We start from the raw sequence: 16,246 nt of genomic DNA, 5'->3' as shown, positions 1-16,246 counted from the left end.
AGGAGAGGGATGAAGGAGGGCTTTTATGGCTAATATCATGATTAATTTGGGACTGGAGATTCAGGAAAAGGACCTGAGGCGATTAAGGGAAAGCCTGCAGAAGATGTTGCCTAACGACGAAGTTACCATAAGGTTAGAGTCGGCATACAGCTATGAAGAGGATATACTCATAAACGAACTGGAAAGGTTGGGAATGGATTATCGTTACTATGGTGGTAAGGGCAATGACTTTTACGTCATAGTAAGGCGTAGGCTACACTGAAAGGGCGTGATGCTATATATCACGCCTTGTTATGTATTTCTGTAGATAAGGTGCCATCCTACCTCCAACATTAGGTAGTCTAAATTGCCAGGGTAATTGAATATAATAAGCTAAACAGGAGGGGATTAGGATGGCATCAAATAAGCTGGCGAAGGATACCATAGCCCTTTTGTATGTGGTTATCTTTTGCCTTTTGTATGTGGCTTTGGAAGAGTACAGCTTGAAATTTGGTTCTGAGATTGATGTGCCGGTGGACAGCGTGTATGGTGATATTACCTCGCAGCGGGAAGGTGGTAGCGACGGGCAGGAGGAAGGGGAGTACAACATTTTCATCGATTTGACCGAATCGGTGCTATACCTGTTTAAGGGCAACAAATTGGTCAAGAAATATCCCATAGCTCAGGGGAAGCCTTCCACGCCATCTCCCATCGGAGTCTGGGAGATTGTGAGCAAGGCCAGGAATTGGGGGTCAGGGTTTGGGACCCGGTGGTTGGGTTTAAACGTGCCCTGGGGGTCATACGGCATTCACGGGACCAACAGGCCGGAGTCCATAGGACGTAGGGCGTCGGCCGGATGTTTTCGCATGAGGAACAGGGATGTTGAGGAGCTGTATGACCTGGTGCCCTACCGCACCAAAGTGGTTGTGTATGGTGGTCCTTTTGGCAACCTTGGCAGCCAGCTCGTGAAGCTGAAGCCGGGGGACCGAAGCTCTCATGTGCTGGAGGTACAGAAAAGGCTAAAGCGTTTAGGCTATTATCAGGGGAGTTTAGATGGCATATACGGCGAGGGGATGAAGTACGCCCTTATAAGGTTTAAAAAGGACCATGGATTGCCTGTAGACCACTATGTAGACTGGGCTACATACAGAGCGCTGGGGATTATTCCATTTGAGTAAAAATTTAGTTGAGACTTTAGCAAAAGGACATGATGGAGCTGCAGATGTAATGGGGGTACAAAGGATATGTTGACCAAAGTGATTATGATAGAAACAGTTGATCCGTGGTGGAATCTAGCTGTAGAAGAGCATCTTCTCGAAAGGGTACAGCCGGGCCAGTGCGTGCTATACCTATGGCAAAACCAAAACACCGTGGTGATAGGTAAAAATCAAAACCCGTGGAAAGAATGCCGGGTTGACCTGCTGGAAAAGGAGGGTGGGAAGCTAGCCAGGCGCATCTCAGGCGGTGGAGCGGTGTTCCACGATTTAGGCAACCTCAACTTCTCATTCCTGGTTGATAAGGAAAAGTTCCACATTCCATCTCAGTTGGAGGTCATACTGCTGGCGGCAAAAAAGCTGGGCATAAATGCCCAGTTTAGCGGGCGCAACGATTTGGTGGTGGATGGCAAGAAGTTTTCTGGTAACGCATTTTGCTATCGCAAGCATTCGGCCTTGCATCACGGAACCATACTGGTATCGCTGGATTACGATAGGATGGTGAGGTACCTGCAAGTACCCCAACAAAAGATTCAAAGCAAGGGCATAGATTCGGTGCGCTCAAGGGTGATAAATCTGGTTGACATAAATCCCAGCATCACGGTGGAGGATGTCAAGGAAGCGGTAGTGGGGTCTTTCAAGCAGCTTTACGGAGACTGCGGCCCTGCCCTTCATGCAGATGAGGTCATTGATAGGTCAGAGGTTGAAAAGCTGTATGACAAATACTCATCGTGGGAATGGAGATATGGCGAAACTCCCCAGTTTAATATGACCATAGATACCCGTTTCAGCTGGGGTGGCATAGAATTGTACTTTTTGCTTGAAAAAGGCACCATAAAAAATGTAACGGTGTATTCCGATGCCATGGACGAGGCATTTATAGAGATGATACCGCACGCCCTTAAAGGTTGTGCATTCAATTCTCAAGCCATGGCCAAAGCTTTACAGTCCTTAGATGTAGATGAGGGCCTTAGGAGGCAAATGCTGGAAGATATAATTCAATGGATCCTAAACAAAGGTTTTTAGGCAGGTGATTTTATGGGTCTTATAGGAAATATATACGGCATGCTAGGATACTATTGCCATGTAAGGGACAAGCTGGAGCGGGCCATGCACTTTTATGAAAGGGGTATGGCCCATGATATGAGTAGGCCTTCTTACAAGCTGGCTTATGGGGTTTTGCTCTTAAAAAGTGGTCAGTTTCAGAAAGCCAAGGACATCTTCAGCAGCGTTCTAATCGACCCCCGTTATAATGACTCAGTTAGGAATACGGCCAAGTTGAATTTGAGCTTGGCATATTGGAAGCTGGGGGATATTGATACCGCTATTGAGATGCTTAAGGAGCTCCATCGGAAACAGAGGACTGCAAGGATATACGGAACTTTGGGATATTTGCTCATTGAAAAAGGCAACCTGGAGGAAGCATTTAAGTACAATTTGGAAGCCGTAAAATACGATGATGAAGACCCCGTCATATTGGATAACCTGGCTCAGACCTACTATATGATGGGTAAGCTAAAAGAGGCCAAGAAGTGTTTTGAGAAGGCCGAGTCGCTCAAAGAGGACCAGGTCTCCACGCTCTATTATCTGGGATGTATCTATGAGCAGGAAGGCAACCTCCAAGCTGCCAGGGAAAAGCTTGAAAAGGCTTTGGAATGCAATATCAACCCTTTAAGCACTGTGACCAGGGAGGCTATACAGCAAAAGCTGGATGAGGTAAACCTGGCCATTCAATCCAGCAATCTCAAGTAGACGGTTTTTCTGCTGCTCTGCTGTGGGGAACTGTAAATGCTATCAAGGTTTTCAGCGGTGCCTGTTGGCTGTTGCTCATCCTGGGATGGGACTGATAGCGGTACGTTTATCGAAATACGTGCGGTAGGGGTGCCCTGCAACGGTTGACCTTCCACTTCCAATTCGGGGTGTATTGGAACTACAAAATAGGTGTATCGTTTGCCGCGATTTACCAAGGTATCCACCCATTCTACCTCATCCAAGGTTCCCGTTTTTATCTGGTGGATGAGCAAGGGGGTATTTTTATCCTCTTCCACTCTATAGATGTTATGGACGGCGAAGGTATCTTGCGGTTTAAATGAGATAACCGGCAAGCCATCGTCATTCAACGTCACTTTGAAATCGAAAGGAGTTCGGGGGGGTACCCAGTAGTTGGATTGCTGGGTAGGGGCGGTTCCTGGGGTAAAGTATTCGGTCACCACATATTCAGGCGGCGTGAGGGGGGATGCCAGAAGCGCTTTTCTTTGTTCTTTTAGCGCTTTGGCGTCCAGCTTGACCTCTATGATATTGGCAGGTTTTGTGAAATCGGGCGCCTTTTTATTCCTATATATATATCCAAAGATCGCTTTTGCTACTTCGGCAGGGTATTTCCCGCCCACCGCATCAGCAGGTAGATAGTGTTGTTTGTCTACATTGTCATATCCCATCCACACTGTAACGACATATTCCGGATTATATGCCACAATCCAGGCATCCTTTAGGCCGTCTATTTCTTCAAATTGCGGGGTATCCGGAAGCTCCACCGTGCCTGTTTTGGCTGCCAGGGGTATGTTTAAGGATTTAAGCCTGGTGGCTGTTCCGCTTTCGACAGTTGAGCGCAGTATATCGTTTAAAATAAAGGCGCCTTCTTCGCTCATTACCTGCGTTTTTATAGGTTTCGATTGATATACCGTTATACCGTGAGAATTTTCTATACGGCGTATGGTGGTGTAATCCTTGTACCTTCCATTGTCGGCTAGAGCAGCGTATGCCCGGGCAAGCTCTATAGGAGCTATGCCTTTATAAAATCCTCCCAGGGCAATGGGAAGGCTGTACCTGTCCTGCTCTGCAAAGGGTATTCCAAATTTTTCAGCAAAAGCGATCCCGTTTTGAATTCCTATATCTTTCAGCACCCGGACAGCGGGGATGTTTATTGAATCGGCCAGGGCCTCCCTGACTGTTATCCATCCGCGGTATTTGCCGTCAAAATTAGAAGGTTTATAATCGCCAAACTTGGTTTCGGCATCCAGGACGAAGGTAACAGGAGTGTAACCAAAATATTCAATGGCAGGGCCATATACCAGCAAGGGCTTTATGGTGGAGCCTGGCTGTTTAGGCAGTATGGCGCGGTTTAGACCTTTTTGTAGGACGGTATTCCCATCCAGGTATTGCCTGCCTCCTATGATGGATCGAACTTCTCCTGAGGGCACATGGAGCACTACCAGAGCGCTCTCACAGGGGATACCGCTTGTTGGACATTTGGGGAACAGTTCATCGTTGGAATACAGTTCTTCAACGTACCTTTGTAATTGCCTGTCAAGGGTGGTGTATATCCTATATCCCTGCGTCAGCAGGGCTTCTTCGGATACCCCCAGTATATCAGCGGCTTCCTCAAGGATCATGTCCATGAAAAAGCGATGAGGATAACTTCGAGGCGATATTGTGGCAAATACCAGCTTTTCTGCCTTGGCTTTTTCTCCCTCTTCCTCAGAAAGAAAACCATGCTTTACCATCAGGTCTATAACCAAATTTTTGCGCTTTAGCGATTCCTCCATGTTGTTAAAAGGGGAATATTTTGTGGGGCTTTTGGGAATGCCTGCCAGCAAAGCAGCTTCAGCCACCGTCAGCTCTTTGGCGGATTTGCCAAAGTATAACTTTGAAGCGGCTTCTATCCCGTATGCCCCCTTGCCAAAATATATCAAGTTGAGGTACATCTGCAGTATCTGATCTTTGGAATATATCCTTTCCAACCTGTATGCCAGGTATATCTCCTGCAGCTTTCTGTGTATGGTCTTCTTTTGAGTGAGAAAAGCGTTGCGCGCCACCTGTTGGGTGATGGTGCTGGCCCCTTCTGCATACCTCCCTTGTTTGATGTTTTCTAACAGCGCTCCGAAAAGGCGCTTTATATCGAAGCCGTGATGGCGATAGAAGCGAACATCTTCCACCGCGATAAATGCGTTTTTAACGTGTTCGGGGATTTCGGACAGAGAGACTTTTATCCTGTTTTCTACGCCATATATGCTGGTAATAAGCTGGTCGTTCATGTCGTATATGAACGACGACTGTTTGATGTTTTCTATTTTGCTCAGGTCAATGTCTTTAAGCTCAGTGATTATGATGTTGAAATATACGGCTGCAAACATAAGTCCAAGTATGAAAAAGCTTAGAAAGCTTATAGCTATGGTTTGATAGAATGATCTGTGTTTTTTCTTTCTCCTTCTGCTCATACGAGAAGGTATCGGTTCATGCTGGTTCATAGGGAATAACCTCCTGGTACGTTCTCAATTCCATCTTTTGATTATTCCCTATAAACCGAAGGATTAAACTAAACTAAATTAAAAAGGCTCCTTCTCGGAGCCTTAGTTAACCGCTAAAATCCTTTACAATATGCATTTCCCCGAGTCCGCGTTCTACGTTCATTTCGTAAATCTTGTTAGCTTCCAGCTTTTGAGCGATGAGGGAGGCCGCTTTTTTTGGATCAATGCGTTTACCGCAGGTAAAGACGTCAATGCTGGCATACCCGTGTTCGGGGAAGGTGTGGATGGCCAAATGGGATTCGGAAACAATTACTACTCCCGATACGCCCTGAGGCGCAAACTGGTGAAAGGTTACTTCCCGCACTTCTGCTCCCGCTTGCAACGCAGCCTCAGTCATCATCTTTTCAACGAACTTGATGTCATTTAAAAGTTCCCGATTGCATCCCCATAGTTCTAAAATGCAGTGTCTCGAATAGGTATCCATAAGCAAACCCCCTTTATACGAAATTTTTAGTATCCGCTTACGGGGGTAGGTTAGTACAACTGATGCCCTAGTCCCTCCAATAAGGGACGGCTAGTTCAGCAGATGTCCCAACCCTTTGATAAGCGGATACTCTTTTTAGCCAAAACCTCGCATGCTGCACAATACTTTAACATAAATCAAGAAAAAAATCAATCTCCTTTGCCAAATTTTCGAGCAGATTTAGTGACATCTTTGTGCTTGCAATAATATATATAATGGTATATACTCTTATATATAATATGTTTGTCGCCTTTGCAGAGTTACGATCTCTCTACACCAGACGAAGGGAGTGAAGAAGCCATGCGTACTGCCAAGAAGATGTCGATATTGGCGTCTATATTGCTATTGGCAATAATTGGATATTATATATATCTCTATTTTGAGCCGGATCCCCAACGAATTTCATACAACGAATTCATAACGGCGGTGGATGAGGGCAAGGTTGCGAAAGTTTATCTTGACGATGGGGATATGCTCAAAGGAGAGTTTCAAGATGGGAGCCAGTTTATAACCGATAATCCGCGAAAGGAAGGGTTTAAGGAGGAACTCCTCAAAAAGGGTGTCGCAGTGGATGAGATGAGCCGACGGACGCAAATAAGGGACACCGGAAGTTTTCTTATCACCATGGGCGTATTTGCAGGCTTTTTGTATTTTCTGTCTACCAAAACGGTGAGGCAGGCACAAGGAGGCATGGGTAAAATATCATCCATTTCGGTATATCCTGAGGAGGAAAAGAAGGTCACTTTTGATGATGTGGCCGGCATGGACGAAGCCAGAGAGAGCATGAGGGAGATCATAGATTTTTTAAAAAATCCTGAGAAGTATGCACGGTACGGTGCAAGGTTGCCCAGGGGCATCATACTATACGGCCCGCCTGGAACCGGCAAGACTTTGCTGGCAAAATCGGTAGCCGGTGAAGCCGATGTGCCTTTTTATGCCGTATCGGGTTCCGATTTTGTGCAGGTGTACGTAGGCGTAGGTGCCGGAAGAATTCGCGACCTGTTTAAGAAAGCTAGGGAAAATGGCAAGTGTGTGATATTCATCGATGAGATTGACGCTCTGGGTAAGAAGAGGGATAGGGGTATCGATGGAGGTGGCAATGACGAACGCGATCAGACCTTGAACGCCCTTTTGGCAGAGATGTCAGGCTTTAAGGATAATGAAGGCATCGTAGTGATAGGTGCTACCAATCGCCTGGATGTGCTGGATCCGGCGTTGCTTCGGCCCGGGAGATTTGACAGGCATATTGAAGTTGGGCTGCCAGATGTGAAGGGCCGGTATGAGATATTGAAACTTCACAGCAGGGGTAAGCCCCTTTCCAAGAACGTTGACCTTTACAAGGTAGCGCAACAGACGGTGTATTTTAGTGGAGCCAAGCTGGAAAGCCTAATGAATGAGGCAGCAATACTGGCAGCCAAGAGGGATAGCGGATTTATCGAGCAGGCAGACATAGATAAGGCATTCTATATCGTCATAGCTGGATTGGAAAAGAAGGATAGGAGCACTATAGACAGGATGGACCGCGAGGTTACCGCATTCCATGAAGCGGGTCACGCGCTGGTTACCAAGCTGATAGCGCCGCAGCACAGGGTTTCAAAGGTTACCATAATACCCAACACCAAAGGGATGGGCGGTTTCAGCATGAACATCCCTCCGGACAGAATGTATTATCGAAAAAGGGATATGGAAAGCAGCATTAAGATAGCCTTGGCCGGCCGAGCCGCCGAAGAGATAACGTTTGGCCAGGACAACATCACCACCGGCGCTTCCAATGACCTGGAAAGAGCTACTGAGACATTGCTCGATATGATAAGGCGCCTTGGTATGGGCAAAGGCACGGGCCTTCTCAATTACGACGTTCTCTACAGCAACGGCATACGCCAGGTCTCAGATGAGGTGCTGGCGCAGTGCAAGCAAACCATGGAAAGCTACTATGAAGAGGTGAAGTCCTTGCTGCTCATGCATAGGGATGTCCTCAAGGCTGTGGCGACGGCATTGCTGGAAAAGGAAACCCTCGACGAAGAGGAACTTGACCGGATTATAACGGAATGCCATAAAAGGCGAGTGACGGCGTAGGGTTAGAACCATTTAAAAGCCTTCCTCATATATTGTATATAGCAAAAAGGTATTTTAAGCATGGGGGAGGCGGTATCTTGAATTACGACGATCGTTTGTGGATGCCTGAATGTATGTACCCTGTGGAGTATCACTACAGGTATGGGCATATGATTCCTTGGATGGAGCCCGAAATCTATGACGACATGGCCTGTCCCGTCATGTATCCCGAAATATACTATAAAATTTATCCTTATGTATGCAGGATATGTGACGAGATGGATAATCCTTACGTCCTCTATCCTAGCCAGGCTCAGATAGAGGAGATGATAAACAGGTGCTATGACATGTGCGTAAAGGAGATGCCAGAACTGGAGGAGTATGCAGGGGGCAAAATGCATCAAAAGTTGGATGTCGAAAACCTCCAGCTGGAACGTCGGCGGACTCCCATACTGAGGGATTTGATCGCTATCATACTCCTATCCGAACTATTCCGCAGGAGAAGAAGATTTTTCCCGCGCAGATGGTGGTAATAGCTATTTAAATTAAAATCGTAAAGCGGCAGGAATTCCTGCTGCTTTTTTGTTTTATGCCGAGGTTATAAAATCCAGCTCAATGGGAAATAATATAAAAAAGCGCCATTTTATGAGAGGAAAGGGTGATTGGGTGAACGACAGGGTACTGAAGGTATTTAGCAGGGAACAGGATAAAAGCACCAAGCAATTGAGGCGCCATGGTTTTGTTCCTATTAACTTTTACGGCGGCAATGCGTCACTGCGGCAGCTTGCAGCCAGCAAGAAGGAATTGAATTCCCTGATACACCGGCTTGGCGAGTCTGCTATCTTTGAAATAGCTATGGAAGAAGATATAAGGACTGTGGTGTTGAAGGAGGTTCAGCGGGATCCGGTTACCCGTGATATTATTCACATAGATCTTCAGGACTTAGAGGGCAACAAAAAGGTGAGCATGAATGTACCGATAAGGCTTGTAGGAGCCGATAAGCTGGAAGGCAAAGGATGGGTTTTGCAGCGACAGGCCGAAACCGTCACTATAGAAGGCTTTGCCCATCTGCTGCCGTCCCACATTGATGTCTATATTGGGGATATGAAACCGGGCGATGCCATAAGGGTACGCGATTTAAAGGTGGATGGCGATATAGCTATACAGGATCCACCCGATAAGGTGGTAGCAGTCGTTTTGATGCCCGAATAAGTTTGTCAGGTTATTGAACTTTTAACCTTTATGTTGTAAACTGGTAAGGGAAAATACATAAGGGAGAGGGTTTGGAGGAAGCTATGAAGTACGTATACGCTATTCTAACCGTTGTTGAAAACAATCCTATAATGCAAACCTATGTAAGCGATAAGCCCATGACTGGCAGGCAGCTGCTGGACGAGGTCATACTTACCGAGGAAGAAAAGAAAAAGTACAAGAACTGGACCGACGCAAGGAAGATAATCGAAGACATGAACAAGACGCAGTCGATTAGGGTGGAAATACAGGAGGTAGAGGTTCCGTAACGCAAAAATCCCTTCGACAAATATCGAAGGGATTTTTGTATGTTTTTAATATAAAATACAAAAATAGCCAATATTCTCTGAAGGAGAATTGAAGCGGACGAAGAATATATAAGTGTATTATGCCTGTAAGCTGGAGGAGGGATTTCATTGCAAATTTCTAGCTGTAGAATCAAACAGGCGCTGGTGGTCAAAATTGAAGGGGAGTTGGATCATCACACTGCCGATGCAGTACGGGAGCGGCTGGACAGCATGCTTGAAGATCCAAGCATAAAGTACATGATATTTGATTTGAGCCAGCTTAAGTTCATGGATAGTTCGGGTATCGGGGTGTTCATCGGGAGATACAAAGTGGTTTCACAGCGGGGTGGGGCGGTTTCGGTGGTCTATGTCACACCTCAGATCAATAAGGTGCTGGAGGTGTCGGGCCTTTACAGGATAATAAGGAAATACGACAGCATTGAAGAAGCGCTGTCCGCCGTAGGGGGGTGTGATGAATAGTGGAACCTATAAACGAGATGCGCTTGGAGTTCCCGAGCAAATCGCAGAATGAATCGTTTGCCAGGGTCACTGTTGCTGCCTTTGCGGCTCAGCTCGACCCCACCTTAGAGGAGATTGCCGATATAAAGACCGCTGTATCAGAGGCCGTGACTAATGCCATCATTCACGGATATGAAAACACCATAGGAATTGTAACCGTAATAGCAAAGCTGTATGAAGGGAAAATCGAGATCGAAGTCATAGATGAGGGAAAGGGAATAGAGGACATAGAGAAGGCAAGGCAGCCGCTTTATACTTCAAAACCCGAGCTGGAACGCTCTGGCATGGGATTTACCGTCATGGAGACCTTCATGGACGAAGTAGAGGTGATTTCGGCTCCTGGGCAGGGCACACGGGTTAAGCTGGTAAAATACCTAAAGAGTGCCGGTGGAGAGCTGAGGAGAAATGATGGACAGGGTTGAAGCCTTTGGTGGGGAAAGAGGAAAGGAAACGCTTCCGCAAAATGAGATATTAGAGCTGATAAACAGGGCTCAGAATGGGGATGAGCAGGCGAAAGAGGAGCTGGTAAAGAGGAATATTGCCCTTGTAAAGAGCATCGTAAAGCGTTTTTTGAACAGGGGCTACGAATACGAGGACCTGTTTCAAATAGGGGTCATCGGACTTATCAAGGCTATAAACAACTATAATCCTTCCTTCAATGTACAATTTTCCACTTACGCCGTTCCCATGATAATGGGTGAGATTAAACGATTCTTGAGGGATGATGGCCCCATAAAGGTGAGCAGGTCATTGAAGGAGCTGGCCAGCAGGGCTCAGACCGTCAAGGAACAGCTTAAGAACAAGCTGTGCCGGGAGCCTACCATCAATGAGATTGCAGGCGAGATGGGCGTTTCGCCCGAAGAAATAGTCCATGCAATGGAAGCAAACCGTATCCCTTCGTCTATATACGATATCATATATGAAGATGATGATAACCCTATATTGCTGATAGACAAGATTCATCAGGATACCAGCCAGATGGGAAAGCTTATAGACCGCATCATGCTGAAAGAGATGCTGGCAAAGTTGGACAGAAGGGAAAGGGCAATCATCATAATGCGGTATTTTCAGGATAGGACCCAGAGCGACATTGCCAACGAATTGGGCATATCCCAGGTACAGGTTTCAAGGATTGAAAAAAAGGTGCTTTTGAAAATGAGAGAGATGCTATGAAGATGTCCGCGGTTGATCGATCCGGACGCTTATTTTTTTTTTGGATAAAAAGCCATGTTGAGCACATACTAAAGGTGAAGTGGAATTTAAGATAATTATTAGGAGGAATGGCAAATGAGGACTAGAGTCAAGAGCGTGGCCATAGTTATGATTTCCGTGATGTTTCTAGCAGCAGTGGCTGTTTCCGTATGGTTGCTCAATAAAGGCTTACAGCAGGATAAAACCTATTCGGGAGCCCGATTTGTTTATCAGGAAAAAGTGGAGGAAAAAGCTGCGTTTTGAAGTATAACCAAGGGAAGAACGCTTATGGACCAGACTAATCAAAGTGCCCCTATTTTTTTTCAATTTAAACCTAATATCATAAAGAAAAGGGGAAAGCCAGTATATCTTATAGATGCAATAGAAATCCTGTGCTCTCAACATGTGGAAGAGGCCATCAAAGATATCGTGATATTGCAAGCTCACCACAATAGAAATCACATTATAACTGCCATTGAGGTCATAAGGCTTATAAGCGAAAAAACGGGGGTATCAGATATACATGTGATTGGAGATGGAAAAGCGCTTATAGAATACAAGGACCAGAGGCCTTCAAATGGTTTGGTTGATTGGCTCAAGCTGACAGCCGTAGCTTTATTGTTGATGATTGGCTCGGGATTGGCCATAATGTATTTTCATGCCGATGTCAACATGCATCAGGTACACAGCAACCTGCATTATATCATTACCGGGGAAAAGAGTTCGCGTCCCCTCCTTATAAGCATTCCGTATTCCATAGGTGTAGGCATAGGCATAGCTGTGTTCTTTGACGTTTTTTCCATCGGAAAGAAAAGGGGGAATCCGGGGCCTCTGGAGTTGGAAATATACACCTACGAAAGGGAAATATTTTCCTATAAAAGAGATGAGGAGGAGAAAGAGGAAGATTGAAATGGGTAACAGCGTTGCTTGAGGTGCTTATCGGCCTGGCAGGCGGGCTTGTAGTGGGTGGAGGGTTGTCAATGCTTTTTATAGCCTTGGATATTGTGCCAAGACTTGTAGTCTTAAGTGGCAGAAGGAAGCATGTACTTGTTGTCAAACTGTCCATTTTGGCGGGAACTTTTTTGTCTGCTCTTGTATATGTGATGGATGTGAAATTTTCCATGGGGAAATTTGTGATTCCCATTATAGCTGTGTTTATGGGCATGTTCGTTGGAATGCTGGCTTCGGCGCTGGCAGAAGTATTGGGCGTTTTGTACGTAGTTTCAAGCTACGCTGGGATAATAAAGTTCATATATATTCTGGTTTTTGCCATAATAATGGGCAAAATAGTCGGTTCCCTCATTTACTGGTTAGCACCTGGATTTTATTAAAGAAGTGGAAGGACGTGGAAGCCGATGGAATGCTATCATCAGATAAAAACATCAGTGCCCGAAATGAGAAATATTGAGGAAAAAGAGGAGAGGCATGACCTTATAAGAAAGCTGTCAAATAGCAGGGACTCGAAAAATAAAAAGAATAATTCGGCATCTACGGTGGGATAAATTAAATTAGCAGCTCTAAAATAACAAGAAAGGGGGTATTAAAAAGGTGGACGTGAAACAGCAAAAGCTAAATAAGGAGTATCAGGAATACGTTCAGCGAAAGATGCCAAAGTCAAATCTTTTGAGGGATTGCGTATTGGCATTCTTAGTAGGGGGAACCATCTGTACCATAGGACAGGCTGTGAGCAATTTGGGGAAGAGCTACTTCAATTTAAACACCGAAGAGGCTTCGGCTTTTACCGCAATAGTGATGATCTTCATAGGTGCGTTGCTGACTGGGCTGGGAGTGTATGACGATATAGGGAAGTATGGCGGCGCTGGATCGGTGGTACCCATTACCGGGTTTGCCAACTCGATAGTGTCGCCTGCTATGGAATTCAAAAAGGAAGGATACGTCTTTGGAGTGGGATCCAAGCTGTTTTCCATAGCTGGCCCTGTTCTGGTGTACGGCATCAGCACATCGGTATTAGTCGGGTTAATATATTTCTTTGTAAAGTGAGGGAACTATATGGCCAAATATCGATTAGGTGGTCAAACGGTAAGGCTTGAAAATCCGCCCTGCATCCTATCCAGGGCGACCATAGTAGGGAAGAAAGAGGGAGAGGGGCCCCTGGGCGAGTATTTCGATGTGGTGTTGGAGGATGATATGTGGGGTGAAAAAACCTGGGAAAAGGCAGAATGCCGCATGTATCAGGAAGCAGCAAGGATGGCAATTATCAGGGCTGGGAAGCAGCCTCAGGATGTAAACTATCTCCTGGGGGGTGACCTGCTCAACCAGATCATAACTGCCAATTTTGCTGCCAGAACATTGGGGATACCCTTTTTTGGGTTGTATGGCGCCTGTTCAACCCTAACCGAATCTATGTCCCTAGGGGCTATGCTTATCAATGCCGGGTATGCTGATCTTGTGCTGTGCGTGACTTCCAGCCATTTCTGTACCGCCGAGAGGCAATATCGGTTCCCCCTCGAGATGGGGACCCAGCGTCCGCCCACCGCGCATTGGACTGTAACGGGTGCAGGGGCATTTTTGCTGTCCAACGATGAAAAACCCCCATACATTACCCATGTAACTACCGGCAGGGTTATAGATTATGGCATAACCGACACCTATAACATGGGCGCTGCCATGGCTCCGGCGGCGGCAGCTACCATAAAGGCACATTTTGAAGATACAGGGCAGGGCCCAGAGGCATACGACCTCATTGTCACCGGTGACTTGGGCTGGTTTGGAAGGGAGCTGACCATTGACCTTTTGAAGAAAGAGGGCTATGACATAAGCGATAGATTTATCGACTGCGGTTGCGAGATATACAGCAGGGAACAGGACGTACATGCGGGGGGCAGCGGTTGCGGATGCTCCGCAGTGGTCTTTGGAGGCTATATTTTAAGAAAGATGGAGGAAGGCGTTTACAAGCGCATTTTGCTGCTCTCCACAGGAGCCCTGCTCAGCACCACCAGTACCCAGCAGGGCGAATCCATACCGGGTATTGCCCATGCCATAACCATTGATATGGATAGGGGATGAAACATGGAGTATTTGAGGGCCTTTGTAGTTGGCGGTTTGATATGCGTTATCGGTCAGATACTCATCGATAAAACCAACCTGACGCCAGCTAGAATCCTGGTTTGTTTTGTAACGCTGGGTGCTATATTGACTGCCATAGGGGTGTATGAACCCATCGTAAAATTCGGCGGCGCAGGAGCTACCGTCCCACTCCCGGGGTTTGGATATACCCTTGCCAAGGGGGCAATGAAGGGAGTAGATGAGATGGGAGTTCTAGGCGCTTTTACGGGCGGCGTAAGGGCAGCTGCCGGAGGAATTACAGCAGCAGTGGTATTTGGCTATCTGGCGGCTGTACTGTTCAACCCGAAGATGAAGAGATAAAAAAGAGGGGCACTTTAGTTTAGTACCCCTCTTTTTGTTGTTTTCGCCTTTTTTGTTTTATGACATCATCGCTGAACGATGGCTTTAAGGGAATGGTGGAGAGGGTAGATATTGATATTCGTCTGAGGTTTCCTGCTCAAGTTGGCTGTCTAATGCCTCGAAGATAGTTTTTGAAAGCTCTGATAATTGGGCCATGCTTTGTTCTACGGGCCGTGGGTCGAACGGTGGCAGCTGGGTCAATGGCTGTTTACCTTCTGCAGGAGGTTCAACCGTTGCCTGATTGAAGCTGTTGAGCAACGCTTCAATCGCCTTTTCGAGGGTGTTACGTTCTTTGTCGCTCAACTTGCCTCGATATTCGGGAGCGGACATCTTATGGCGTATCGAATTTATCAGTTCCTGTGCACGCCTGAACAGATCTTCCTTGAACTGCTGCGAATTATACCATTCCTGCGTATGCAGCTGGCAAAAGTATTGATTATCCTCGGGGTTGTTGTAGTCAAGGGTTGAAAAATCCACCATATCCTTAAACGCACCTGGCAGATACTTTTGTAGTTGATCATCGCTCAACTGCCGAAGGGGTGAATCTTCCGGCAATACAACCACCGATTTTTTAACCACGTGCTCCCTCGGGCAGTATGGCGAGGCGATTTTACCCGAGTATTGGCATATCTCGACTTCCTGATGCACATCGCATTTATCCTTTGGGACGGCTTCTACCGGAAACCACTCAGTTACCAGCCCACGGCCGCTTGCGTCGTTTTCGCACAGCGTACCGTTAGGCAGCTTGCCAGATACGCTGCATACGGTGACGCGTACTACTCCTTCGGGCACTTTCTCATAAAACGGCTTGTTTTCGAGATTCTGATGTATAGGCTCCATTACCGCTTTCCACAGAGGAGCGGCATAATATCCTCCTTGAGTATCATCCTTTAAGGGTTTCCAAAGGTCGTGGCCTATCCATACGGTTGCTGTATAATAAGGGGTAAACCCAGCAAAGTACACGCCTTTGAAATCATTGAGGGTACCGGTTTTGCCCGCAATGTGCATGGCCTTCTTAAACTTGGCTCTGCTACCAGTGCCGCTATTTACCACCGTTTCTAACCAGTCGGTCAGGATGAAAGCTGTGCTTTCCTTGAAGACCACCCTTTTTACCTGAATGTTATCCTTGTTGAGGATCTCATTTCCGTCTCTATCCAACACTTTGGTAAAGGATACGGGGGTTTGGTAAACTCCCTTATTGGCTATGGTGGCATATGCCGCTGCCATTTCGATCATGTTTATTCCGTCCTGGCCAAGGGCAAGGTTGGACACCGCTTTTTCGTTTACATATGGCGAACTGGTTATGCCCAATTCCAAAAGCTTTTCAGCTGAGTAATTGGGGCCCACGCGTTCCTTTACTATTCTGGCGGCTGCCACGTTTATGGAATTTTTTATGGCTGTGCGTACATCCACAAGCCCACTGAATTTGTGGTTGAAATTGAGGGGATAGCCTCTGCCGTTCCATTGGTCTTCTAACCCCTTTATAGGTACCGGGACGTCTTCCAGTATGATTCCACCGGGATAGCCAGCTTCGATGAAGGGCCCGTATACAGA

General features: G+C 46.5%; 20 protein-coding genes. 17 read left to right on the top strand and 3 right to left on the bottom strand.

All coding sequences use genetic code 11. The features are described from left to right. The first annotated feature begins 25 nt into the window (after positions 1–25). The 4 genes from FWJ59_RS03140 to FWJ59_RS03125 all read left to right on the top strand — a co-directional run bounded on the left by FWJ59_RS03140 (position 26) and on the right by FWJ59_RS03125 (position 2,945). A complete protein-coding gene (locus FWJ59_RS03140; protein WP_414480537.1) occupies positions 26–262 on the top strand; it encodes a hypothetical protein in 237 nt (78 codons plus the stop codon). A gap of 130 nt (positions 263–392) precedes the next feature. Further along, the gene (locus FWJ59_RS03135) at positions 393–1,157 is read left to right on the top strand and encodes a L,D-transpeptidase family protein (RefSeq protein WP_414480536.1); all 765 of its coding nucleotides are present in this window, start codon (positions 393–395) and stop codon (positions 1,155–1,157) included. A gap of 66 nt (positions 1,158–1,223) precedes the next feature. Then, positions 1,224–2,219 carry a lipoate--protein ligase gene (locus tag FWJ59_RS03130; protein WP_414480535.1) on the top strand — a complete coding sequence of 332 codons (996 nt, stop codon included), beginning with the start codon at positions 1,224–1,226 and terminating at the stop codon, positions 2,217–2,219. 12 nt (positions 2,220–2,231) lie between these two features. After that, the gene (locus tag FWJ59_RS03125; protein ID WP_414480534.1) at positions 2,232–2,945 is read left to right on the top strand and encodes a tetratricopeptide repeat protein; all 714 of its coding nucleotides are present in this window, start codon (positions 2,232–2,234) and stop codon (positions 2,943–2,945) included. Here the strand turns inward: FWJ59_RS03125 and FWJ59_RS03120 are convergent. Beyond that, a complete protein-coding gene (locus FWJ59_RS03120; protein ID WP_414480533.1) occupies positions 2,924–5,440 on the bottom strand; it encodes a PBP1A family penicillin-binding protein in 2,517 nt (838 codons plus the stop codon). The genes FWJ59_RS03125 and FWJ59_RS03120 overlap by 22 nt on opposite strands. A 106-nt stretch (positions 5,441–5,546) precedes the next feature. Further along, positions 5,547–5,924, bottom strand: coding sequence for an adenosylmethionine decarboxylase (gene speD, locus FWJ59_RS03115; protein ID WP_414480532.1), 378 nt, complete (start codon positions 5,922–5,924; stop codon positions 5,547–5,549). 291 nt (positions 5,925–6,215) lie between these two features. On the opposite strand from speD, the gene ftsH reads away from it, so the two are divergent. From ftsH to spoVAE, 13 genes are all read left to right on the top strand, one after another. After that, on the top strand, positions 6,216–8,039 hold the full coding sequence (gene ftsH / locus FWJ59_RS03110) for an ATP-dependent zinc metalloprotease FtsH (protein ID WP_414480531.1): 1,824 nt from the start codon (positions 6,216–6,218) through the stop codon (positions 8,037–8,039). Positions 8,040–8,116: 77 nt separating this feature from the next. After that, positions 8,117–8,551: a hypothetical protein gene (locus FWJ59_RS03105; RefSeq protein WP_414480530.1), complete on the top strand. Its 435-nt coding sequence runs from the start codon at positions 8,117–8,119 to the stop codon at positions 8,549–8,551. Between the two features lie 112 nt (positions 8,552–8,663). Next, on the top strand, positions 8,664–9,230 hold the full coding sequence (locus FWJ59_RS03100) for a 50S ribosomal protein L25 (RefSeq protein ID WP_414480529.1): 567 nt from the start codon (positions 8,664–8,666) through the stop codon (positions 9,228–9,230). Between the two features lie 83 nt (positions 9,231–9,313). After that, positions 9,314–9,538, top strand: coding sequence for a hypothetical protein (locus tag FWJ59_RS03095; RefSeq protein ID WP_414480528.1), 225 nt, complete (start codon positions 9,314–9,316; stop codon positions 9,536–9,538). A gap of 147 nt (positions 9,539–9,685) precedes the next feature. Beyond that, positions 9,686–10,036 carry an anti-sigma F factor antagonist gene (gene spoIIAA / locus FWJ59_RS03090; RefSeq protein WP_414480527.1) on the top strand — a complete coding sequence of 117 codons (351 nt, stop codon included), beginning with the start codon at positions 9,686–9,688 and terminating at the stop codon, positions 10,034–10,036. Next, a complete protein-coding gene (spoIIAB, locus tag FWJ59_RS03085) occupies positions 10,036–10,497 on the top strand; it encodes an anti-sigma F factor (protein ID WP_414480526.1) in 462 nt (153 codons plus the stop codon). Before spoIIAA ends, spoIIAB begins: the two co-directional genes overlap by 1 nt. Then, a complete protein-coding gene (sigF, locus tag FWJ59_RS03080) occupies positions 10,481–11,248 on the top strand; it encodes an RNA polymerase sporulation sigma factor SigF (protein ID WP_414480525.1) in 768 nt (255 codons plus the stop codon). Before spoIIAB ends, sigF begins: the two co-directional genes overlap by 17 nt. 114 nt (positions 11,249–11,362) lie before the next feature. Beyond that, positions 11,363–11,530, top strand: a complete 168-nt coding sequence (locus FWJ59_RS03075; RefSeq protein WP_414480524.1) for a hypothetical protein — start codon at positions 11,363–11,365, stop codon at positions 11,528–11,530. Between the two features lie 24 nt (positions 11,531–11,554). After that, on the top strand, positions 11,555–12,175 hold the full coding sequence (locus tag FWJ59_RS03070; RefSeq protein ID WP_414480523.1) for a stage V sporulation protein AA: 621 nt from the start codon (positions 11,555–11,557) through the stop codon (positions 12,173–12,175). After that, the gene (locus FWJ59_RS03065; RefSeq protein ID WP_414480522.1) at positions 12,172–12,597 is read left to right on the top strand and encodes a stage V sporulation protein AB; all 426 of its coding nucleotides are present in this window, start codon (positions 12,172–12,174) and stop codon (positions 12,595–12,597) included. The genes FWJ59_RS03070 and FWJ59_RS03065 overlap by 4 nt, the downstream gene beginning before the upstream one ends. 217 nt (positions 12,598–12,814) lie before the next feature. Next, complete coding sequence (spoVAC, locus tag FWJ59_RS03060) at positions 12,815–13,267, top strand: stage V sporulation protein AC (RefSeq protein ID WP_414480521.1); 453 nt, start codon at positions 12,815–12,817, stop codon at positions 13,265–13,267. Positions 13,268–13,276: 9 nt separating this feature from the next. Continuing rightward, complete coding sequence (gene spoVAD, locus FWJ59_RS03055; RefSeq protein ID WP_414480520.1) at positions 13,277–14,293, top strand: stage V sporulation protein AD; 1,017 nt, start codon at positions 13,277–13,279, stop codon at positions 14,291–14,293. 3 nt (positions 14,294–14,296) lie between these two features. Further along, a complete protein-coding gene (gene spoVAE, locus FWJ59_RS03050; RefSeq protein ID WP_414480519.1) occupies positions 14,297–14,653 on the top strand; it encodes a stage V sporulation protein AE in 357 nt (118 codons plus the stop codon). An 84-nt stretch (positions 14,654–14,737) separates the two neighbouring features. Here the strand turns inward: spoVAE and FWJ59_RS03045 are convergent. After that, positions 14,738–16,246 (bottom strand): penicillin-binding transpeptidase domain-containing protein (locus FWJ59_RS03045; RefSeq protein ID WP_414480518.1); only part of this gene is annotated, 1,509 nt, incomplete at its 5' end.

Origin of the sequence: Caldicoprobacter sp. (genome assembly GCF_047459465.1) — a bacterium.
In the GTDB taxonomy this organism is placed as follows: domain Bacteria; phylum Bacillota; class Clostridia; order Caldicoprobacterales; family Caldicoprobacteraceae; genus Caldicoprobacter.
This window is presented reverse-complemented; position numbering and strand designations above follow the sequence as displayed.